At 49.3% G+C, this 23,287-nt stretch carries 14 protein-coding genes; 8 read left to right on the top strand and 6 right to left on the bottom strand.

Annotation, left to right across the window (positions count from 1 at the left end):
* Positions 1 to 154: 154 nt before the first annotated feature.
* Together CDA54_RS15235 and glnS are read left to right on the top strand one after the other, a co-directional pair.
* On the top strand, positions 155 to 2,710 hold the full coding sequence (locus CDA54_RS15235) for an acylase (RefSeq protein ID WP_099035893.1): 2,556 nt from the start codon (positions 155 to 157) through the stop codon (positions 2,708 to 2,710).
* 119 nt (positions 2,711 to 2,829) lie between these two features.
* A complete protein-coding gene (gene glnS / locus CDA54_RS15230; protein ID WP_099035892.1) occupies positions 2,830 to 4,491 on the top strand; it encodes a glutamine--tRNA ligase in 1,662 nt (553 codons plus the stop codon).
* Positions 4,492 to 4,811: 320 nt separating this feature from the next.
* Here the strand turns inward: glnS and CDA54_RS15225 are convergent, their stop codons facing one another.
* The gene (locus CDA54_RS15225; RefSeq protein WP_099035891.1) at positions 4,812 to 5,555 is read right to left on the bottom strand and encodes a YciK family oxidoreductase; all 744 of its coding nucleotides are present in this window, start codon (positions 5,553 to 5,555) and stop codon (positions 4,812 to 4,814) included.
* A 238-nt stretch (positions 5,556 to 5,793) separates the two neighbouring features.
* On the opposite strand from CDA54_RS15225, the gene CDA54_RS15220 reads away from it, so the two are divergent.
* Both CDA54_RS15220 and sohB read left to right on the top strand, forming a co-directional pair.
* Positions 5,794 to 8,361 (top strand): VolA/Pla-1 family phospholipase, encoded by a 2,568-nt coding sequence (locus CDA54_RS15220; RefSeq protein ID WP_099035890.1) that lies wholly within the window; start codon positions 5,794 to 5,796, stop codon positions 8,359 to 8,361.
* A gap of 160 nt (positions 8,362 to 8,521) precedes the next feature.
* Entirely contained in the window at positions 8,522 to 9,538 is a 1,017-nt protein-coding gene (sohB, locus tag CDA54_RS15215; RefSeq protein WP_099035889.1) for a protease SohB, read from the top strand.
* Positions 9,539 to 10,019: 481 nt separating this feature from the next.
* Here sohB and CDA54_RS15210 read toward each other — a convergent pair whose 3' ends face one another.
* Positions 10,020 to 11,366: a dicarboxylate/amino acid:cation symporter gene (locus CDA54_RS15210; RefSeq protein WP_099035888.1), complete on the bottom strand. Its 1,347-nt coding sequence runs from the start codon at positions 11,364 to 11,366 to the stop codon at positions 10,020 to 10,022.
* A 122-nt stretch (positions 11,367 to 11,488) separates the two neighbouring features.
* Here CDA54_RS15210 and CDA54_RS15205 point away from each other — a divergent pair, with 122 nt between their 5' ends.
* Complete coding sequence (locus CDA54_RS15205) at positions 11,489 to 13,813, top strand: Ig-like domain-containing protein (RefSeq protein ID WP_143452310.1); 2,325 nt, start codon at positions 11,489 to 11,491, stop codon at positions 13,811 to 13,813.
* A 131-nt stretch (positions 13,814 to 13,944) separates the two neighbouring features.
* On the opposite strand, the gene astB is transcribed toward CDA54_RS15205, so the two are convergent.
* Positions 13,945 to 15,282, bottom strand: coding sequence for an N-succinylarginine dihydrolase (astB, locus tag CDA54_RS15200; RefSeq protein WP_099035942.1), 1,338 nt, complete (start codon positions 15,280 to 15,282; stop codon positions 13,945 to 13,947).
* A gap of 622 nt (positions 15,283 to 15,904) precedes the next feature.
* On the opposite strand from astB, the gene topA reads away from it, so the two are divergent.
* From topA to CDA54_RS15185, 3 genes are all read left to right on the top strand, one after another.
* Positions 15,905 to 18,541, top strand: coding sequence for a type I DNA topoisomerase (gene topA, locus CDA54_RS15195; protein ID WP_099035886.1), 2,637 nt, complete (start codon positions 15,905 to 15,907; stop codon positions 18,539 to 18,541).
* 634 nt (positions 18,542 to 19,175) lie between these two features.
* Positions 19,176 to 19,844: a YoaK family protein gene (locus CDA54_RS15190; RefSeq protein ID WP_099035885.1), complete on the top strand. Its 669-nt coding sequence runs from the start codon at positions 19,176 to 19,178 to the stop codon at positions 19,842 to 19,844.
* A 40-nt stretch (positions 19,845 to 19,884) separates the two neighbouring features.
* Positions 19,885 to 20,040: a DUF2256 domain-containing protein gene (locus tag CDA54_RS15185; RefSeq protein WP_099035941.1), complete on the top strand. Its 156-nt coding sequence runs from the start codon at positions 19,885 to 19,887 to the stop codon at positions 20,038 to 20,040.
* Between the two features lie 305 nt (positions 20,041 to 20,345).
* On the opposite strand, the gene CDA54_RS15180 is transcribed toward CDA54_RS15185, so the two are convergent.
* The 3 genes from CDA54_RS15180 to CDA54_RS15170 are packed head-to-tail and all read right to left on the bottom strand — an operon-like array spanning position 20,346 to position 23,246.
* A complete protein-coding gene (locus CDA54_RS15180) occupies positions 20,346 to 21,107 on the bottom strand; it encodes a 3-hydroxybutyrate dehydrogenase (protein WP_099035884.1) in 762 nt (253 codons plus the stop codon).
* A 1-nt stretch (position 21,108) separates the two neighbouring features.
* Entirely contained in the window at positions 21,109 to 22,089 is a 981-nt protein-coding gene (locus CDA54_RS15175; RefSeq protein WP_099035883.1) for an extracellular catalytic domain type 2 short-chain-length polyhydroxyalkanoate depolymerase, read from the bottom strand.
* Positions 22,086 to 23,246 carry an E22 family MetX-like putative esterase gene (locus CDA54_RS15170; protein ID WP_229748177.1) on the bottom strand — a complete coding sequence of 387 codons (1,161 nt, stop codon included), beginning with the start codon at positions 23,244 to 23,246 and terminating at the stop codon, positions 22,086 to 22,088. Before CDA54_RS15170 ends, CDA54_RS15175 begins: the two co-directional genes overlap by 4 nt.
* Positions 23,247 to 23,287 lie beyond the last annotated feature (41 nt).

Here is a 23,287-nt window from a genome sequence, read left to right as displayed (position 1 = left end):
CTGACGCAAAATAAAGAATAAAAAACCCGCGCCGAGCGGGTTTTTTTATATTTAGTGATGGACTGGAGGTCTGGAGATTTGTCTTGTGGTGGTTGCAGGACTGACCAGTTGACAGCATACTGGAGGTGTTAATAAAACGTTAAGGAGAGAGAAAATGAGCGCGCAGACGCTAACCGGATTTCGTTATTCAATATTATCATTGGCACTGTTGGGACTCAGCGGTTGTCTCGGCAGTGACAGCAGCGAGCTGCCTACACCAACACCACCACCCACGGGTTCTCCCGCACCGGCTCCTGAGCCGGAACCTCTTCCTCCACAACCTGAACTCAGCACTTTTTCACCGGAGGGTGAGCCTGTCAGTGCCAGTATCACCTGGACCGATTACGGCGTGCCTTATGTCAAAGCCGATAACCTTGAAGGGTTGGGGTATGGAGTGGGCTTTGCGTTTGCCAATGACAATATCTGTATCCTGGCAGATCAGGTTATCAAGTTTAACTCACAGCGCTCGCGCTTTTTCGGTCCCCACACTCCGGGAACGGAAGACAATGCCAACCTGATTAATGACTTCGGATTTCTGACTTTAGGGATCCGCGAAAATGCCGAGCAGAATTATGACCAGCTCACCGAGCAAACACGGGCGTTGTTGGAAGGATATGCACGAGGCTATAACGAATATCTGACCACTACCGGTGTGAATAATATTGATCCCGGCTGTGCGGGTCAGCCCTGGGTACAACCCATTAGTGCCATGGATTTGCTCACCTATGCGCAAGGTGTGGCATTGTTACCCGGAGCCAGTAATTTTGTCGGCGCTATGTTTATTGCCGCGCCGCCAGGACAGGGCTTTGCACCGGTTCCGGCTGCCGCGGGTCAGCTACCACAGAGTATGAAGTTTGATGTGCAGCTCGACGGGATCCCCGATGCTAATCCCACTGAAGCAGGGTCAAACGGTTGGGCAATCGGTAAGGATCTTACTGCCAGCGGTCAGGGCATGCTGCTGGCTAACCCCCATTTTCCCCATACTGGTAATCAGCGATTCTGGCAATTTGGTACAGAAATTCCCGGTCAGTTAAAAGTGGTTGGTGGATCTTTGTCGGGGATGCCGGGCATTGTTAATATCGGCTTCAATGAGGATGTGGCCTGGACCCATACCTTTTCTACTGCTGATCATTTTATCCTGCATCGTTTGAGTCTGAATCCGCAAGATGCTTCAGGCATCAGTTACATGCTGGACGGAGAAGCCGTAGAGATGACCAGTAAAACGCTCCAGGTAGAGGTAGCAATAGCACCAGGCGTTACGACAACACTGGAAAAAAACAGTTATTACAGCGAGTTTGGACCTGTTATCGTGGTGCCAGGGGCACTGCCCTGGGGAACAGACTTTACCGGACAGAAGGTTGCCTTTGCCATCAATGACGCCAACCTGCCTAACTTCGATGTGTTTGATCATTGGCTGGGTCTGAACCGTGCGCGCAATATCGAGGAGTATAAGGAGGTATTCCGGCAACGTACGGGCATAGTGTTTAATAATGCGATGGCCACAGATAAAGAGGGTAACGTGTTTTATATCGATGGTTCATCCGTTCCCAATTTGTCGGTGGATGCGGTTGAAGCCTGGTCACAGGATGTGTTCTATCAGAGTTTCTCTCAGGAGGCAGGCCTGACCATAGTACCGGGCGATTCGAGCCTGTACCTGACCGAGGGTACAATGGAATACGACCGTGCGCCTAAACTCCAACGCACTGATTTTGTGCAGAACTCTAACAACAGTTACTGGCTGACCAACCCGGCCGAGCCTATTACTGATGTGCCGCTTTTATATGGCACCACCAACACCCAGCAGACCTTGCGTTCGAGAATGGGGCAAAAAATGCTTGCTGAGGGCGGCTCTGACAATGGTTTGTTTACCCTGAGCGATCTGCGTGATGCGTTAACCAATAATCGTAATTATCTGGGAGAAGCCGTGCTGGAACCCTTGCTGTCGGCTTGCACGGCAAGGGGTGATGAAGGCGTTTCCGTTCAGGGCCAGACGGTCAGTATTGCTCCTGCTTGTGATGCGCTGAGCCTGTGGGATGGGCAAATGAACCTCAATAGCGCAGGGGCGATGATGTTTCGCGAGTTTGCCACTGAGTTTGACAGCAATCCCCAGTGGCAGGTGCCATTCAGCCCTCAGGACCCGTTAAACACACCGCGAGACATTAATACCAATGACAAGGTATTGCAGCAGTTGGCTACCGCTATGTTACGGATCCAGAATGCCGGGCTGGCCCTGGATGCGACTCTTGGTGAAATTCAATTTGTTGAACGCAGTCTGCCCGATGGCAGTCCCTCCGGGATTCGTCTGCCCTGGGCTGGAGCGAATAATGTTGAAGGAGGCTTTAATGTGTTTCGTTCAAATATGGCGAACGACGGTTTAATTCTGCCTCGTCACACTTATCCACAGCTGCCGGGTTCGCAATTAAGTGAGCAGGGTTATCATATTACCTATGGTTCAAGCTGGAAATTTGTGATGCAGTTTACGGAGCAGGGGCCGGAGGCAGAGGGCATACTGACCTATTCCCAATCCAGGAGCCTGTTTTCCGATCATTATTCAGATCAGACGCAGCTGTATTCACAGCAACCTCAATTGCGACCGATTTACTATCATAATGAAGATATTCAGGCTAATAGCATAAAAACACTGGAGCTAGACAGCAGTCAGGGGGACTAGATTACCATCGCTATCCAGTCGAACGCCGGTCAACTGACCGGCGTTGTTGTATTCTGCATCGCTATAATACCTGCTACAATCGGCGTTTTGTTTCTTCTTGCACTGATATAGGGGTTCTGATGGCCGAGACAGATGTGCGTCCGACCAATTTTATTCGTCAAATTATTGATAAAGATCTGGCTGAAGGTAAACATCAGCAGATCCATACCCGTTTCCCTCCGGAGCCAAACGGCTATCTGCATATCGGCCATGCCAAGTCTATTTGCCTGAATTTTGGTCTGGCACAGGACTATCAGGGTTTGTGTAATCTGCGATTCGATGACACCAACCCTGAGAAGGAAAATATCAATTTTGTAAACTCCATCAAAGATGATGTTCACTGGCTGGGCTTTCAGTGGCAAGGTGACGTGTGTTATTCCTCTGGTTATTTCGATCAGTTACATGGTTTCGCCATCGAACTGATCGAGAAAGGGCTGGCCTATGTAGACTTTTCTCCTCAGGAAAAAATGCGTGAAATGCGCGGTACGCTGAAACAACCTGGCATCAACAGCCCATACCGGGATACCTCTGTAGAAGAAAACCTTAAACAGTTTGAGAAAATGACGGCGGGTGAATATCAGGAAGGCCAGTGTGTTCTTCGGGCTAAAATTGATATGGCTTCACCCTTTATGTGTATGCGTGATCCAGCCATCTATCGGGTACGCTTTGCCCATCACCATCAGACGGCAGATAAGTGGTGCGTGTATCCCATGTACGACTTTACCCATTGCATCTCTGATGCGATTGAAGGCATTACTCATTCTTTGTGTACCCTTGAGTTTCAGGATAACCGACGTCTGTATGACTGGGTGCTGGACAATATTACTATTGAGGCCCGTCCCCGACAGTATGAGTTTTCACGGCTCAATCTCGAGTACACGGTGCTGAGCAAGCGTAAACTGATTCAACTGGTTAGTGAGAAACATGTGGATGGCTGGGATGATCCGCGTATGCCGACTATCGCGGGTTTACGTCGCCGTGGCTATACACCTGCTTCCATACGTGAGTTTTGTAAGCGCATCGGTGTCACCAAAATGGACAATATGGTCGAGATGGGGGTGCTGGAATCCTGTATTCGTGATGATCTTAACCAGAATGCGGCCCGGGCTCTGGCCGTATTGGATCCCATAAAAGTGGTGATTGAAAATTATCCACAGGACAAGATTGAGACGCTGAATGCCCCCAATCACCCATCTGACGAGAGCATGGGGAGTCGTGAGATCCCTTTTACCCGTGAACTCTATATTGAAGGGGAGGATTTCAGGGAAGAAGCCAACAAAAAATTCAAAAGACTGGTATTGGGTAAAGAAGTGCGACTGCGTAATGCCTATGTTATCAAAGCTGAGAGAGTCGAAAAGGACGGTGACGGCAATATAGAAACCATCTTTTGCAGTTATGATGCGGATACATTGGGCAAAGATCCTACTGACGGTCGCAAGGTGAAAGGTGTAATTCATTGGGTCAGCGCTGTTGAGGGTATTCCTGCTGAAGTTCGCCTGTATGACAGACTGTTTAAAGTCCCTAACCCCGGCGCAGAAGAAGATTTATTTGAGACGCTGAATCCTGAATCACTGAAGGTGGTTAAAGGGATCGTTGAGCCCAGTCTGGTCAATGCAGAGCCGGGTAAGGCCCTGCAGTTTGAGCGTATCGGCTATTTCTGCAAAGACAAGCATGCAGATAACCTGGTGTTTAATCGTACGGTCAGCCTGCGGGATACCTGGGCGAAAATAGAAGGGCAGTGAAATAGCTATCAACTGCAACACCGATAAGAGCTTTACCGCAGAGACGCCGAGAGCGCAGAGATTTCACCGTTTTAAACGGTACAAACTCCGCGCCTCAGCGGTGAATTGCGATAGTCTGTAGCCCGTCAAGGAGCGAAGCGGATTGCGGGATAGTCCAGAGCTCTCCTGGATTCCCCCGTATTCCGCTTTGCTACATACGGGCTACGGGTCTTTATAGATGATCTCGCAGAGTCGCTGAGGCGCAGAAGGAGAAGAATATTTTATCCTTCTCTGCGTCTTGGCGTCTCTGCGCGAGATCAAATAACACTGGTAACGGGCGACTATTTAGGCTGGGCGTCCAGGCTCTGACCGTTTACTTCTTTGCTCTCATCACTCATTAAGTACAGGTATACCGGCATGATGTCCTCTGGGGTTTTCAACTGATTGGGATCCTCTCCCGGGTAGGCCTTCGCCCGCATGCTGGTGCGGGTGGCACCGGGATTGATGCAGTTAAAACGTATTGAGCTGCCGGAATATTCATCGGCTAATAATTGCATCATTCCTTCTGTGGCAAATTTAGAAATTGCATAGGTTCCCCAATAGGCTCGTCCCTGGCGACCAACACCCGATGACGTCATAACCACTGATGCTGTTTCAGAGAGTTTTAACACAGGTATCAGCGCCTGAGTCATCAAAAACACACTGTTGAGATTAACCTGCATTACCTGCTGCCATTCCTGTTCGGGAATTTGTACAAATGGTCGCAAATGTCCCAATACACTGGCATTGTGTAATAAGCCATCAAGGCGCCCAAACTGTTCCCTGATCGTCTGTGCCAGTTGCTGGTAATGGCTGGCTGTTGCGCCATTTAAGTCAAGGGGAACAATAGCCGGTTCTTTGCCACCATCACTGACAATCTGATCGTATACCTTCTCGAGTTTTTCCACGGTACGACCCAGCAGTATCACCTCAGCGCCTTTGCGGGCAAAATTCAATGCGGCTGTTTTACCGATTCCATCGCCGGCCCCAGTGATCAGAATGACTTTGTTTTGTAGTGCGTTTTCAGTAACTTGATATGAAAGCATAGTAAAAAAAACTGATTGAAACTGAGGTGGATTCTAGCACTTAATCAGGCCATTGTGGGCGCAAATCTGACGACATCCACTTTGTCACAAGCAATTAACAAATCTTTGCAAAAGGCTAGCAAAGTCAATAATATTGCAGTAACTTTAACTGGTCGTACATGTTGGTGAAGCCCGCATTGGTTGGGTCATATACGCCCTGGGTGGAACAATAACAAAAACAGGATTTTTGGGAGACAGAATGAAAAAACTAATAATTAGCGCAACAGTCGCAGCCGCTCTGGGGCTCTCAGGCTGTGGCGGTGAAGACACGCTGAACGATGTTAGAAATGAGGCAAATCAGGATCCTGCCAAACCCTTTGCCAGGATAGTGTTTGATCCCTCCACAAGTGATCTGAATATTCCCAATGATTTGTTAATGATTCCGGACGGGAGTTTTTTTGATTTCACCCTGAACACGGAAGGAGACAGTGCTTTTGACCCTTCAAACCCGCAGCATGCCTTAAGTGCGTTAGATGGCTGGTCTACGCATCACCCTTTTCAGATCCGTGTCAATATGCCGGAGGGTGTAACCCTGGATAGTCAGTCTGCAGGAGCGGGTGCAATTCGATTGTACGAAGCCACTCAGGCACTGGAAGGCGAAAGTGCGGTATGTCAGGGAATAGCTGCACAGGCCGCGGCGCCAGGCATTCCTTGTGAGCTGGGTACCGAGCTGACCTGGGGGGTGGATTTTGTGACCCAGGTAAGTGATGCACAGGACGGAACCATCAGTGTCGTGCCGTTGAAGCCTCTGAAGGCAGCGCAAGGTTATATGCTGGTTGTAACGGATGATTTGATGGACTCTGAAGGGCGCTCTGTTAAAGGTTCAAACAGCTGGGAACTGGCCCGTCAGGATCCTGAAACTAATCCGCTGGGCTCTGCTGAACAAAAGCAGTTACAGAATATTCTTAATTTCTTTATGACCTTGTTAGGCGGTGAAGGCTTTGCCAGAGAAGAGGTGTCGTATGCAGCCTATTTCTCTACGCAATCTGCCGGCACGGTGCTGTCAACAGTCAAGCAACTGCAGATAGGTCAATTTGCTCAGGCTTTTGGTGCGGCACTTGCCGCAGGTGCTGACCAGGCGACTGCGATGCAAACTGCCGCTGAGTATTTGCCGGTTATTCCGGTAAGTGAAGCGGCTGTGCCGGATGCCTTTACCGCTGTTGCTCCAGGTGTACTTGGCGCAGAAACATGGGCCCAGTTAAGTGCCTTGGGACTGGACTCTTGCGCCGGACTAGCGGCAGGTATGTCTAGCTCTAATGCGCAGGTAGCTGGTACAGCGCAACAAGTGTTTGGTCAGTTAGGCGCATTTTGTGCCGCCAGTATGAAACAGGGTTCCATTACCCTGCCTTATTATCTGAGCACAACAAACCCTCAGGGTGATTGGTGGCGAGCGGCGTGTACCAGTGGCGCGATGTTGCAGGCTCTGGGCCAGGAACAGGTGGCTGGGCTGATTTCTCAGGGGCAGGTGGGTGACAACAATCTGTTCTGTCAGCAAGCTTCAGGCGGACAATTGGTGGATCTGGATCTCAGTGTTCTGGGAATCGATGATCCCAGACATCTGACCAAGGTGAATCCGATTCCACTGGCTCAGAGTGAACAGAATATCGAGGTTCAGATGACTGTGCCCGATCCTGCGTTTGCCAATATGATCAACGCACAGCTCGGTCAGCCAGCCATTTCCAAACCCGATAGTGGTTGGCCTGTAGTGATATTACAACACGGCATTACGTCCAAGAAGCAGGATATGCTGGCCCTTACCGGCGCCTTGTCTCTGGCAGGTTTTGCCACTGTGGCCATTGACCACCCCTTACATGCCAGTCGTGGCTTTGTGATTAATGGTCAGGCTGTCAACGCTTCTAATGGTTTTGGTGGCAGCGCCACAGATTATCTGAACCTGTCCAGCTTGCTGACAGCCAGAGACAATGTACGCCAGAGTATTGCTGATATTATGGGGTTGCGGCTTGGCCTGAATGCTGTGGTGGATACTACGGGCGGTACAGTGGATGTAGACGGTAGTAATGTATCCTTTATGGGGCATTCGCTGGGTGCAATTACCGGTACCGCCGCGGTGGCACTGTCAAACAGCACTCTGGGTGGTGAACTTGCCAACTTCGATGGTATGTATGCTATGAATGCAGCAACGCTGGCGAATCCAGGCGGTGGCATTGCAGGCTTCCTGCTTGAATCGGCGGCATTCTCGCCACTGATCAAGGCGTCGCTTTTGTCACAGGCATTACCTGAGTTTCAGCAAGCGTTACAACAGTATATGCAAGCCAATGGTATTGCAGAGGTCACCCCGGAGTTGCTGACGGCGTTTTATCCGGTGTTTGAATCGCAGTTAAGTGCAGAGCAGTTAGCCGAGGCGAATGCGACCTTCTCGTCCTTTACCTTTGCTGCGCAAACTGTCATCGACGCGGGTGATCCCAATAACTATGCTGCCATGCTGGGTGCCAATACACCGGTACATATGGTTCTGGTTGTGGGGGATGGCAGTGAGATGAATCCGCCGGATCAGGTGGTGCCGGTTGAGACCAGCCTGCCCCTTGCTGGCGGTAAACCGCTGGCGCAACAGATGGGACTGCCAAACGTAAACAGTACCTCTGAGGGAAGTGGTGTAGTCAGCTTCCTTGCCGGCACGCATAGCTCGATTCTGGATCCTGGTCCAAATGCAGCGGTGACGATGGAAATGCAGCGTCAGTTGGCCACCTTTATGGCGACTATGGGCACCACAATTCTGGTAACGGATACCTCAGTGGTTGCACAGTAATAGATAGAGTACGAAACCATTAAAAAGCCAGGCCTTGCGGTCTGGCTTTTTTATTTAACAGGCTGGTTGAACCTGGCCGAATAAATTCAGCCCTACGTTGAATAACGCAGCATTGGCCTTATTATAACTTCTGGCTTTTCGATAGAACGGAGTAACACGCTTGGAATTTTTATACGAATACGGACTCTTTGCCGCCAAAGCAGTAACATTGGTTGTGGCTTTATTGTTAGCCGTCGGCGGTATTGTTGGTCTTGCAAGCAAGCAGAAACAGCGCAAAGGTGAGTTGGAGATCCATTCAATTTCGGATCGTATTGATGAATTGCAAGAACAGGCAAATCATCTGCTACTTGGCAAAGATGAAGTTAAAAAGCTGCAAAAAGAGGATAAAAAGCGAAAAAAGGCGGAGAAGAAAGCTGACTCAAAAGCCCGTTCCAATCTTTTTGTTGTTGACTTTAAAGGCTCAATGGATGCGCATGAGGTAGACAGCCTGCGAGAAGAAGTGACTGCGATACTCTGCGTGGCGAAGCCCGAAGATGAAGTGTTGATCAGGCTCGAATCAGGCGGTGGTGTTGTTCATGGTTATGGGCTTGCCGCATCACAGTTACAGCGCCTCAGAGATGCTCATATCCAGCTTACGGTATCGGTTGATAAAGTGGCTGCCAGCGGTGGTTATATGATGGCCTGTGTGGCCGACAAAGTGATCGCGTCGAAATTTGCCATCATTGGTTCAATTGGTGTGATTGCGCAGTTGCCAAATTTTAATAAGTTATTAAAAAAGCATGATATTGACTGGGAGCAACACACTGCGGGTCAATACAAGCGTACACTGACCTTGTTCGGTGAGAATAACGAAGCCGGGCGTAAAAAGTTCCGCGAGGAACTGGAACAGGTGCATGTCCTGTTTAAGGGATTTGTCGGTGAACACCGTAAGGATCTGGATCTGGATAAGGTCGCAACCGGAGAATACTGGTACGGTATTCAGGCTAAGGAAATGAAGCTGGTTGATGAACTCGGCACTTCTGACGATTATTTGCTGGCGGCAAATCAGAAGCAGAAAATTTATCAGGTAAAATACAGCCTGAAGAAAAACCTGATGGATAAGCTTGGTAAGTCTGCCAGTATTGCGATTGAATCCACCATTGGCCGCTTATGGCAAAAGTCCCAGCATCCTTATTAACTAACGAAAAGAGATTTCACCACAGAGCCACTGAGGGCACAGAGGATAGAAAAGGGCTTTAACATCTCTGCGCCTTTGCGCCTCAGCGAGATCAAATGAATAAAAGCTTAAGATCTCGCAGCGGCGTAGCCTGCAAGGAGCGAAGCGGATTGCGGGGTTGAGTTTCCCCGGATTCCGCTCCGCTGCATCACGGGCTACGAGCTGGCGTTGTCAGGCGAATAAATAAATTCCATCCGTCGGTTCGCGAAATAATACATCCCTGTTTTCGCTTTCGCCCTTACAACTTTGCGAGAGACGATCTGTTCGTGCTTTTGGTGTGGTTAGTGGTTTAAAAGCTTTTGACCACGAAAAACACGAAGGGGTGAAAGCGTTTAACCATTCAATCCTCCGTGATCTCTGTGCCTCTGTGGTTATTTTACCGCTTAGTCCAGAACTCTGCTGGATTCCCCCGTATTCCGCTGCGCTGCATAGGGCTACACTTTTATTTATTCTTTTCGAAGTCTTCAAAGTCTACGTCTTCTTCGCGAGAGCCGGCATCGGGGTCATTGTAACGGGCTTCGTCCAGCTCGCCTTCGCTCTTTGCCACGATAGTAGCAACAGTACAGTCACCTGTTACATTGACAGCCGTACGGGTCATATCCAGTAACCTGTCGACCCCGATAATCAGTGCGATACCTTCCACCGGCAGGCCAACCTGTTGTAACACCATGGCCAGCATAATTAAGCCAACACCGGGTACACCTGCAGTGCCGATTGATGCCAGCGTTGCAGTCAGGATCACCATCAGGTAATCACCCACAGAAAGGTCAACCGCATAAACCTGGGCAATGAAGACCGTTGCTACTCCCTGCATGATCGCAGTGCCGTCCATATTAATGGTGGCGCCAAGCGGTATGGTAAAAGAGGAAACGGAATTATTAATACCCAGTTTGTTTCTGGCGGTTTCCAGTGTCACCGGCAGGGTGGCGCTGCTGCTTGAGGTACTAAAGGCGAACAGCGCCGCGTCCCGCATTTTTCTGAGCAGCATCAATGGGTTCATGCCTAATAGCACTTTCAGCAGTACCGGGTAGGTCACAAGCCCATGAACTGCCAGTACAAAGAGCACCAGGAAGAAGTACTTAACCAGGCTGGCAAAGGTATCAAAACCAATTGTGGCCGACAGTTTGGCCATCAAAGCGAAAACCCCGTAAGGAGCGAGGTTCATTAATATGGTTACCAGGCGCATTACCACTTTATTCAGGTCTTCAAACATTTTGCCAAGTCTGTCACCGGCGCTGCCGGCCATGGCCATTGCGACACCAAAGAGCACTGCAAATACAATAATCTGCAGCATATTGCCCTCTGCCATCGCATTGATTGGATTGGTGGGGAACATATCAATAATGACCTGAGCCAGTGACGGCGCTTCGTTTGCGCTGAAATCTACATCAGCCTGCAGATTTATGCCTTCTCCCGGTGATACGATGATGGCAAAGGTAATGGCCAGGGAAATGGCAATTGCGGTAGTGAGTAAGTACAGCAGTATCGACTTTCCACCCAGACGCCCCAGTTTACTTGGCTCGCTCAGATTACAGGTGCCGCAAACCAGAGAGATAAAAACCAGGGGCACTACCAGCATTTGTAAACTGGCAATAAATATCTGACCAATAATATTAAATATACCATCGACCAAAAGGGCATACGTTGAAACGTTGAGTCCGAATACCCCAAATGAAAAATCTCCGCTATCATCAAACAGTGTTCGGAGTAGTATTCCGATAATAATTCCGGCAATCATGCCGAAAAAGATTCTGGTGGTTAAACTGTGTTTTTGTGCGGGATTAGCCATAGGGATTCCGGTCGTTATTCTTATTTAGCGGCTAAGACTAACAAGTTTAGTGGGTAAGCTGAACTGAAATAAGACTCTGAGTTTGGAATTTCCAGGCTTATTTTAAAACAAGGGAGAAAAGAATGAGATCAACTCTAAGGGCCACGTTAGCAGGCCTGCTTAGTCTGGCGATGATTGCCTGTGGTGGCGGTGGCTCAGTCAGCAGAGATGATTCAGGCGGTGGTGGTGGCTCGGATCAAACGGGCACAATTACTATCAGTTTTGAAGTGGTCGATGGTTCGGGTAACGTCGTTGATACGAATGAGCAACAACTGAGTGCCTCAGAGCCCTGGGTTATTAATGCCACAGTACAGGAAGATTCCAGTGTAGTGCCTGGTGAACTGGTAACCTTCATTCTTCCGGCAGCTGGCTATGCCACACTTTCTCCTTCCAGCGGCACTGCGACAACCAACAATGATGGCGTGGCCAGTATCGAAGTCCGTGCGGGTGACGTTGGCGGCGGCTTTAGTGTGGTAGCGACGACGTCTGATAGTGATGAGTTTGTTCTGAATCTTACATCAGCGGGTGATGGCAATCAGTCTACAACGGATGTGGCTAAATTATCGGTTTTTGCCAGCACCACCCAACTGCCTTCGTCCGGCTCTGATGAAGTAGAAATTATCGTTCTGGCCCAGGATGATGCCAATGCATTATTAGAGGACGTGCAGGTGAGCTTTTCAGCCAGTTCCGGGCAACTGAGCCAGCGAACTATTACGACTGGCGCAGATGGCACCGCTCGCAATATTCTCAAAACACTGAATGAGCCAGAAAACCGGGATATTCTGGTTACGGCAAGAGCAGGGGGAATTACCCGTGAGCTGACCGTCAATGTGATTGGAACCGAGGTCAAACTGAATGCGCCTTCTTCGGTTATCTTAGACGATAGTGCCAGTGTTACTGTGATTGTCGCAGACTCGGATGGTAAAGGGATTCCCAATCAACCGGTAACCCTGACCTCAGACAATGGCAATGTGCTCTTGTACAAAGACAAGGAACTCTCAGACGAAAACCCTCCTGTTACCGACCCGACGGGCCAGCTTAGTATTACTTTTAAGGCACAAAACTCCGGCATTGATGTCATTACTGCCAACGCACTAAATATCAGTGGTAGTGTGAACATCAGTGTACAGCAGGATGAGTTTAGCTTTACCCAAAGCCCTCAGTCTGATGTGGAACTTGGTGAAAATGCCCCTCTGACTATTACCTGGCTACGAGAAGGGGTACCTTTTGTTGGAGGGAGTGTCAGTTTAAACACGACGCGTGGCAGTTTATCTGCGACGCAGGGTGTAACGGACGCAAATGGCCAGATAAGTGTCACCATAAGTTCAGCCAATGCCGGGCCGGCGTCAGTTTATGCTAAAGGTGAGGATGGCGCCGGAAGTGCGGTCAACAGCCGCACCGATATGGAATTTGTGGCCACAGAGGTGGACAATGTTATTGTCGACGCGAGTCCAAAATCCATTGGGCCTGACGGCCAGAAGAGTACCATTACAGCGGTACTCAGGGATCCACAGGGTAACCTGGTTAAAGGCAAAACCATTAACTTTACACTGGACGATGTGACGGGTGGTAGCATTGACCCAGCAGTAGCGGTGACCGATAGTAAAGGATTGGCGTCTACTGTTTACACCTCGAACACAGTTACTACTGGCCAGGATGCCGTGGTGGTGACAGCGACAGAACAACAGTCGAACATTGCTGCCTCCACGTCTATTACAGTAGGGAACAGAGCACAGTTTATTTCACTGGGTACGGGTAACACTATTCAGGAGCCTGATGAAACCAGTTACCTGAAAGTGTTTACGGTATTTGTTACCGATGTGGACTCTAACCCGGTATCCGGAGCGGAACTGACGGTTACCGGTACGCCAGTCAAGTATACAGAGCTGCTGGATCCTAATGCAGGGCCTGGTGATGATAACTTTGGTGTGCGCCGGGCCGCTTTTAATAAAGGCTATTGGGTTGCTTTCCCCAATGCAGATAACTTCGAATACTGGGTGCCTGAATTTACTCAGGGCTGTGCCAATGAGGATGTAGACAGCGATGGTCTGCTGGATCCTAACGAGGATACAAATGGTGATACAGAATTGTCCCCGGGCAACATTATCTCCATTGATGGTAATGTGACCACAGACGAGAACGGTCAGGCACTGATCGAGCTGCGTTATCCGCAAACTTATGCAGCCTGGGTAACGGTCAAGATTTCCGTTAGCACAGGTGTGTCAGGCTCTGAGTCTACAACCAGTCAGTTTTACCGCCTCGGCGCATCCAATTCTGATTTGGTAATCGAAAATTCACGGCCTAATACCAATCCCTTTGGTGATGGTCTGAATCTGGTCGAAGATCCGGATAATCCGGGAACGTTGATTGATGATGGTACAGGCAGAACCTGTACGAATACGCTTTAAGTCATAGTTAAAGTTAATAAAAAACCCGCTACTTTAGCGGGTTTTTTGTTTGTCTGTTTCTGGGTATATCTTTTCGCGATAATGGTGTCGCTGCACTAAACGCTGCGGGGTTTAGTGCGCATCATCTGGTGTCAACGCTGGAAGGGATAGACTGAGCCCAGTTTCAGAATTTGCGTCAGTTCATCCAGAGCCGTGCGGGACTCCAGCAGTAATTGAGGGTCACGCAAATCGTCAAAACTCAGTGCATCGCGGTAGTGTTTGTCTACCCAGGTGTTCAGTCTTTCAAACTGGGTGTCGTTAATCAGTGTGTTGGGATTAACGGCATCGACTTCCTGATCTGTCAGTGCCACGCGTAAACGCAAACACGCCGGGCCACCGCCATTGCGCATACTCTGTTTCACATCAAAGTAATGTACCTTTTTGATGGGTGTGCCAAGGGTGGCTAACTTGTCCAGATAAGCAGAAACAGCCGGGTTCTCCTCGCACTCTGTGGGCGCGATGATCGCCATTTCACCGTCTGGCATGGTGATGATCTGGGTATTAAACAGGTAGGTCCTGACGGCATCCTGTACCGATACATCATCGGTGTTTACTTTAATAAAGTGCACTTTATCCTGACCAAATTTACGCTGAATTTCGTCCAGTTTGGCCTGGGTATCAAAGAACGCCTGCTCATGGTAAAACAGCACATTCTGATTACCCACAGAAATAACATCATTGTGGAACACACCCTGATCGATAACATCGGGGTTTTGTTGCAGGTACACCACATTCTCATCGCTCAGACCATGAAGTCTGGCGATAGCCTGGCAGGACTCCAGCGTTTGTCTGGCAGGAAAACGCTTCGGAGCCGGTTTACTGGTATTAAACGCATAACGGCCATAACAGAAGATTTCAACGCCCGGACGGCCATATTCAGAGCACAGACGGGTATGGTTGGCGGCGCCTTCATCGCCGAAGTGTTCGTTATCGGGCAAATGGCGGTGATGCACAAAGTATTTTTCATTGGCAAAAGTGGCCTGCAAAATACGCCCGGTCACCTCAGGCTCTAATGAGCGATGAAATTTATTGGTCAGATTAGCCGGGGTGAAATGCACCCGGCCATCGGCAGTATCTGCGCTGGGTGAGACGGTCGCCGCGTTAGCGGTCCACATGCTGGATGCTGAACAACAAGCCAGAAATACTTCAGTGGCTTGTTTGGCGGCTTTCTCAAGCACATCTGCGTCATTGCCGGTGAATCCCAGACGTCGAAGAGTGGCAATGTCAGGGCGCTCCTGAGGTGCCAGTACACCCTGAAGCATGCCCATGTCAGACAGCGCTTTCATCTTCTTCAGACCCTGTTTTGCGGCTTTTCTGGGGCTGCTGTCAGACTTGGCATTGTTCAGTGATGCGACATTGCCAAAAGACAAACCTGCATAATTATGTGTAGGGCCGACCAGGCCGTCGAAATTGACTTCAAACTGTTTCATTATTTCCCCGGTGGTTATGTGTTTAAGAGGATGCTCTGCCTTATGAAGCTCGTGAAGTGGCGATTTTGAGACGGGCCTGAAGCAGAGAAATTCATTATACGAGTTTTTAACATGCTGCCAAATTTGCATATTGGCAAATCTATGCATAATATTGCCGCGCAATGAGGGAGAGTGAATACGGCCCGCAAACTTCAGCATAAGTATTTTTGACAATCTTTATATTTCAATGCTTTAGGTTATTTTCAGGCGCATAAATCCGCACCAGAAAAAATTTGAAATTATTTGCACGAAACCGTCAGAAAGAGGTCGTAGCCCTTACTTAATCGGAAATCAGGCCAGAATTAGGCTTTGACCGCTGCCGCTGTGTTTGGGGCAGATATTGACCGCTTTGGGTCATATTCAGTTGTTGTGCTGTATTATTCTGAGAGTGAAATACGCTGGGTCGTACTAAGAACAGGGAGATGGCAAAGGTTATTTTTATGCAGATGATGCGCAAAAGTAATATTTAAAACACCTTGTTTTCCACCTTTTTTATAGATATATCTAAAAAGATGCCGTGCCGAGAAGGCACCTTATCTGGCTTTTTATCAAAGCCAGCACACTAATTAAGAGCAGACGTTATATGGCAAAGTCCCTGGTTATAGTCGAGTCTCCGGCAAAAGCTAAAACCATTAATAAGTATCTGGGTAAAGACTTCGTGGTGAAATCCAGCGTGGGGCATATTCGCGATCTTCCCACTAAAGCCCTGGGTAAAGTCCCGGCTAAGAAACCTGCCAAAGAGCTCAAAACTCTGAGTGACGCTAAGCGTGAAGCCTACCTGCGTGAGCATGAGTACAGAAAGCTGGTTGACCGCATGGGCATTGACCCGCAAAACGACTGGGAAGCCCACTATGAGGTTCTGAGCGGCAAGGAAAAAGTCGTCAATGAACTGAAAAAACTGGCTAAGAATGCCGATACCATCTATCTGGCAACGGATTTGGACCGTGAAGGGGAGGCGATAGCCTGGCACCTGCAGGAGCTGATTGGTAGTAAAGACAAAGTCTTTAAGCGGGTGGTATTCAACGAAATCACTAAAAAAGCAATTCAGGAAGCCTTTTCTCATCCCGGTGATGTCAACGTCGACAGAGTCAATGCGCAGCAGGCAAGGCGCTTTCTGGACCGGGTGGTGGGCTTTATGGTCTCGCCATTGCTGTGGAAAAAGATTGCCAGAGGGCTGTCGGCCGGTCGGGTACAGTCGGTGGCAGTGCGCCTGGTTGTAGATAAAGAGCGGGATATCAAAGCCTTTGTGCCTGAAGAGTTCTGGGATGTACATGCTGATTTAAACCGCGCACAACAAAAGCTGCGCATGCAGGTGGTTAAGCAGCGGGGTGAGGCCTTTAAGCCGAAAAACAAACAGCAGACAGATGCCGCTGTGGCCTTACTTGAAAAGGCTGACTATGAAGTGATCAGCCGCGAGTCGCGGCCCACTCAGAGTAAACCTTCTGCTCCTTTTATCACGTCTACACTCCAGCAGGCTGCAAGTACCCGCCTGGGTTTTGGGGTTAAAAAGACCATGATGATGGCTCAAAGGCTCTATGAAGCAGGGCACATCACTTATATGCGAACCGATTCGACCAATCTCAGCAGTGAGGCAGTAGATGCCTGCCGTGAGTATATCAACGGTCAGTTTGGTGATGACTACCTGCCGGGTTCGCCAATTAAATATGGAAGTAAGGAAGGGGCTCAGGAAGCGCACGAAGCCATCAGGCCCTCAAGTGTCAAAGTTAAGGCAGAATCACTGGGGGACATGGAACGGGACGCTCAGAGGCTGTATGAGCTTATATGGCGCCAATTTGTTGCCTGTCAGATGACGCCGGCTAAGTATGACGCGACAACAATCCGGGTTAAAGCTGATGAATTTGAATTGACTGCCAAGGGGCGGGTACTTAAATTTGACGGTTGGACCAGAGTACAGACCCAGGCCCGCAAGAAAGGTGAAGAAGATCTGATCCTGCCTGATGTGAAAGAGGGCGAAGTGCTCGAACTCGAAGCGCTCGATCCCAAACAACACTTTACCAAACCACCGGCTCGTTATTCTGAAGCTTCACTGGTTAAAGAGCTGGAAAAACGCGGCATTGGCCGGCCCTCTACGTATGCCAGCATTATCTCTACGATTCAGGATCGTGGCTATGTCAGGCTGGAAAATAAGCGCTTCTATGCTGAAAAAATGGGTGAAATCGTCAACGACAGATTGCTGGAGAATTTCCAGGATCTGATCAGTTATGATTTTACCGCCAATATGGAACAGCATCTGGATGAAATTGCCGGTGGTAAGCTGTTCTGGAAAGAAGTTCTGAACGATTTTTATGGTGACTTCTACAGCAAACTGATAAATGCAGAAAAGCCCGCCGAAGAAGGGGGGATGCGCTCCAATGAAGCGGTGATGACAGACATCCCCTGTAGCAAATGTGGCCGTCCTATGACCATACGCACGGCGAGTACAGGAGTGTTTCTGGGCTGCTCCGGTTATAGCCTGCCACCCAAAGAGCGCTGCACTAACACCATGAACCTCACTCCGGGTGATGAAGTGGTGAAAGTGGATGATGAGGAAGAACTGGAAACCGAAGTGCTGCGGGCCAAGCGCCGATGCCAGATATGTGGTACGGCCATGGACAGCTACCTGATTGATGAGAAGCGAAAGCTGCATGTCTGTGGCAATACGCCAGTGTGTAAAGGCATCGAAGTCGAGCAGGGTACCTTTAAGATTAAAGGCTATGACGGACCGATTATCGAATGTGATAAATGCGGCGCCAATATGGAGCTGAAAAACGGTCGTTTCGGTAAGTATTTTGGTTGCACGAACAGTGAATGCAAAAACACCCGTAAATTACTGAGAAGCGGTGAAGTGGCACCGCCCAAGGAAGATCCGGTGGATCTGCCTGAATTGCTCTGTACCAAATCCGATGCTCACTTTGTATTGCGTGACGGAGCTTCGGGGATATTCCTGGCAGCGCACAACTTTCCTAAATCCAGGGAAACCCGTGCCCCTCTAATCGAAGAGCTGGCGCGCTTCCGTGACCGCTTGTCTGAAAAGTTCCTGTATCTGGCTGACGCACCTCAAAAAGATCCGGATGGCAATAAGACAATGGTACGCTATAGCCGCAAAACCAAGCAGCAATATGTCACCTCTGAGAACGAGGACGGCAAAGCGACAGGATGGAGCGCATGGTATAAAGGCGGAAAATGGCAGGTGGACGATAAACGTAAAGGGAAAAAGTAGCGGCAGAAGTTTTCAGCTGTAACCTGGATGTAGCGAAGCGGAATCCGGGATAAAGTGTTTTTAAATCAAAAGATTAACCACAGAGCACACAGAGGGATAAATCAATTTTAATCTCTGTGCTCTTTGTGTCTGTGGTGAATGTTGTGCTTTTCGTGAGGTTGGTGGTAGAAAGGCACTCAACCACGAAAAACACGAACCTAAAATGACCCTCGCAGAGACGCAAAGGCGCAGAGAAGTACAGGATTGGCGTTGTAAAGCCCCTGCGTCTCAGCGCCTCTGCGAGATCGAATTTAATCATGGTATTCACCGCAAACTCGCAGAGAACACTGAGGTATCATGATTTTAGTCGTCCGCTGTCAGCCATAGATATCAGTTTCTGAAGACTGAAAGCTGTTGGCTGAAAACATGCCTGACTCTGCGATCTCAGCGCCGCTGCGAGATCTTAAGCTTTAATTACTTTGATCTCGCAGAGACGCAAAGGCACAGAGAAAACAGAGGTATCATGATTTTAGTCGTCCGCCGTCAGCCCCCAGATGTCGGTTTTGCATAACTGAAAGCCGAAAACTTTTCTGAGGCTGTTCTCTTCGTGGTGAAATAATTCTTTTGTGTTTTACCGTGTTATTAAGGAGTTGTCTTGATCTCCAGGTTACCCCGTTGGGTGGAATATGGTGCGTTTATTCTGGCCTTTACCGCAGGCTGCATTAATGCTGTGGGTTTGCTGGGGTTTCAGCATCAGGCGATTTCTCATCTCTCCGGCACTGCTACGCAACTGGGCTCTGAGATCGTCAATTCCGGACTTGCGGATATGGCACATTTGCTGATGGTCTTGATCAGCTTTTTGCTTGGAGCGGCTATTTCCGGGGTGATGTTAACCGGCAGGTCGTTGCAACTGGGGCGACACTATGACTCTTTGCTTGTAATAGAAGGAATCTTTTTGCTGCTGGCCATCTATTTTCTGCAACAGGGCTCAGTTTATGGGCATTTCTTTGGTTCAGCAGCGTGCGGACTGCAGAATGCACTGGCGACTACCTATAGTGGCGCTGTTGTTCGTACAACCCACCTGACTGGCATATTCACTGATTTAGGGATTATGTTAGGCGAAGCCTTCAGGGGTAAACCTTTCGATAACCGTAAAGCGTTATTGTTTTTACTGATTATCAGTGGGTTTATTATCGGTGGAATAAGCGGTGCCATGTTGTTTGCCCGTTATACATTTTTAACTTTGCTGCTACCTGCATCGATTTGTCTGTTTTTGGCGTTGGCTTATCGCTTTTACCGGGCCACAAGCAGATTTGGTCACTAGTAAAGACCCTATAGGGCCAATTGACTCGTATATTCTGCAAATGAAAAAACAGCACTTACCTGAAAAAATCTGTCCGGTCTGTGAACGTCCCTTTAAGTGGCGTAAGAAGTGGAAAAGATGCTGGGAACAAGTAGTCTATTGTTCCAATCGGTGCCGAAATCAGCGAGATAAAGCATTCAACCACGAAAAATACTAAAGCCACGAATGGGTGATCGGCTGATTTTTCAGAGTTCAGAACAGAAAAGATCAACCACAGAGACACAGAGCACACAGAGGGGCACGGAGAACTAAAAACGGTTGGCCACAGTATCGCTGTGGCTTAGCGTCTCGGCAATAGATGGCTACTTGTTCGTGATTTTAGTGTTTTAAAAGCTCTGGACCACGAAAGGCACGAAAAACACGAAAGGGGTTAAAGCGTTTAATCATATAAATCTCTGTGTTCTCTGTGTTCTCTGTGTTCTCTGTGCCTCTGTGGTGATTATTATTGCTGCGGAGGGATAACTACCTCGCTACCCAGCCGCCATCCAGCACTAAAGTCTGGCCGCAGATGTTTTTAGCCGGGGGGCTAAGCAGAAATTCGGCGCAGCCGGCCAGCTCTTTAATATCGATAAAGGCTTTTTTCGGCATCGGTTCAAGCATAATTTTGCGTACGACTTCCTCTTCGCTCATATTGTTTTCTTTGGCCTGAGCGGCAATCTGCTGCTCTACCAATGGGGTTTTCACATAAGAAGGGCACAGGGTGTTGATGGTAATATCATGTTCACTCACTTCCAGTGCCAGAGTCTTGGCAAAGCCCAGCAAGCCGTGCTTGGCTGAAACATAAGCCGATTTATAGGGTGACGCGACCAGCGAGTGAATCGAGCCTACATTGATAATACGGCCATAGTTGCGGGCTTTCATTTCAGGCAAAAAGGCCTGGGTCAGCAGGGCAGGGCCCACCAGCATCACATTAATCAACTGTTGCCATTTGGCCGCCGGAAAGTCTTCCAGTTTGGCCACATGTTGAATCCCCGCATTGTTTACCAACACGTCAATATGACCAATCTGGTCAGGCAAGGCGGCAATTTGCTCAGGGTCGCTGACATCCAGTGCCGCAGCGCTTGCATTGATGTTATCTTCAGTCAGGTCTTTTGCGGCCTGGCGTGCTGAGTCCAGATTAATATCGGCAATCACAATATTATGCCCGAGTTTACCCAGATGCCTGGCAATGCCAAGACCAATGCCGCTGGCCCCACCGGTGATTAAAATATCTTTACTGCTCATTTTATTCTCCTGCAAGGTTACGGATCATATTGGTCACCGCCTTAATCTGCTTACCTTGTTGATTCGCATAATTCTCATCGGTATAGCCCCACCAATCCCAGCACGCCTGAGGGTTCAGTGGCATCAGTGTGGACTTTTTCGTTTGCGGGTAGAGCACCACAGTATTATGGAAATCGGCCCATTCATTCAGGCCGGTGAGCCGGGCGTAGTCATCGCCTACCGCTTCGATATTCTGATTACAGCCGTGAAAGCTCACATGTACCTGGCAGCTCTCACCCTGCAAACAGGGAGCAGGGGCATAGAGATAAGCACTGTCGGCGAGGCCCGAGGCGTCATCGCCACCCAACTCCTGCTGGTCCACAGTGAATAACCGGCCCTTTGAAGTTGCCTGTTGCTCTGGTGTAGCAGCAATGTGCTGCATCATTTCGCTGGCGGCGTTATAACCGCAACTGGCAATAAAAGGTATCTCGGAAACATCACAAGCCGTACCTGTTTTTTCGGTGGGAAAGTGATGCGCAAAGGGTTTGTTATTAACATAGCGGACATTTTCTGCACCCGCCCAGTGTTGATATTGCTCAACCAGTTGGTCGGTGACCTCGGCGAGCACTTTTTTATCCTCAGTGCCATGTAAGATCCATACTTTGTCGCCCTGAATATTATCCACAGAGCTGATCAGTCCCTGCTTTTGCCATTCGTTCACGGTTGTCTTGAGCTCCGCCAGATCAATGGCGTCATCCTGCTTATTTACGCACTGGCCCAGGGCGGTCATGATGCTGTTTCGGGCACAGTAATAGGGCCCTCCGGCAATTATGCCGATGCCGGATACCCAATCACTATGGGCAATATGAAACTGCCCGGCCATATAGCCGCCGCTGGAGATACCGGACACGCTCAGCGTTTCGATATTAAGATCCAGCGCTGGAGTCTCAGCAATCGACTGGCTACTGGCGGCCAGGGTTACTGCCATTATCAGGGTTTTCATAGGTTTACTCCGGAAGCTAAAAAGTCGCTCAGCATGGTGCTGGCCTGATCAATTTTACGCACGCCATTCAGATGGCCCAGAGGGCCGCTGATCTCATGGTACTGAGTCGGTTTACCAAGGCTCTGAAGACGTTGATGGATGTCTTTGGCCAGATAAGGCATCAGAATAAGATCATTGTCAGCGGGCAGAAACAGGGTTTTGGCCTGAATATTCTTCAGCCCCTGTTGCAGAGTCTGCCCTTGCCCGGCAAGGTAAAGCTGACTGGCGCGAACCAGATACAGCAAATGATTGGCATCGGCAATTTTTGCCCGTTCTGCGGCCAGTTGATTCAGCCAGCTCACCACCTGATGAGAATTACCAATATCTTCAAGCGCAGCGGTCTCGATGGGCTGGTGCTCTGGGTTAACCTGGTTGATAAAATCCGGATGTACGGCATTTTGGGTAATCAGTGCTAAAGACGCTGTCATGCCTTTGAGGGGCGGTTCGCCGTCATAATAATTGCCATTATTCCAGTTGGCATCGAGCTTAATCGGCATGGCCCAGTGCTCCAGTGCCGAGACAGTCCAGGCGTCCATATAGCCCGCGCCAATTACCGACACCATACGCTCCACCCAGTCCGGATAGGCGCTTGCCCATTCTATCGCCTGCAGTGAACCCATTGACGGGCCAATTACCGCGTGCAGGGTGTTAATCCCCAGAGACTCCAATAGCGCCTTTTGCACATTTACAAAATCGCGGATGGTGACCACCGGAAAATCCAGACCATAGGGTTCACCCGTATCCGGATTAATGCTGGCGGGCCCCGTGGTGATCACATTAGGATCATGCACACCCAGATTGACCAGTGAGTCGACACTGAGTACATAGTACTGGTTGGTGTCGATGGCCTTTCCGGGGCCGATAATGGCATCCCAGTAACCGGTCTCAGTATCATCGGGGTGATACTTGCCTGCAGCATGGGAATTACCGGAAAAATAATGCGTGATCAGGATCACATTACTCTTGTCTTCATTAAGCTTGCCATAGCTTTCCCATCCCACCTGAACCTGTTTGATGGTTTTACCGCCAAAGGTGGCAAACTGGTCAAGCTCGAAGCGCTTTTTCTCTACGACCATCGTGTCGGCCAGCGCGGTATTCAATCCGGATAGCATCAGCATAAGAACACCAATAGTCTTTAAATGTTGTATTGTTCCCATTT

The organism is Lacimicrobium alkaliphilum, assembly GCF_002591895.1.
GTDB classification, from domain to species: Bacteria; Pseudomonadota; Gammaproteobacteria; order Enterobacterales; family Alteromonadaceae; genus Lacimicrobium; species Lacimicrobium alkaliphilum.
The sequence above is the reverse complement of the archived record's forward strand: the minus strand, read 5'-3'. Positions and strand labels throughout refer to the sequence as shown.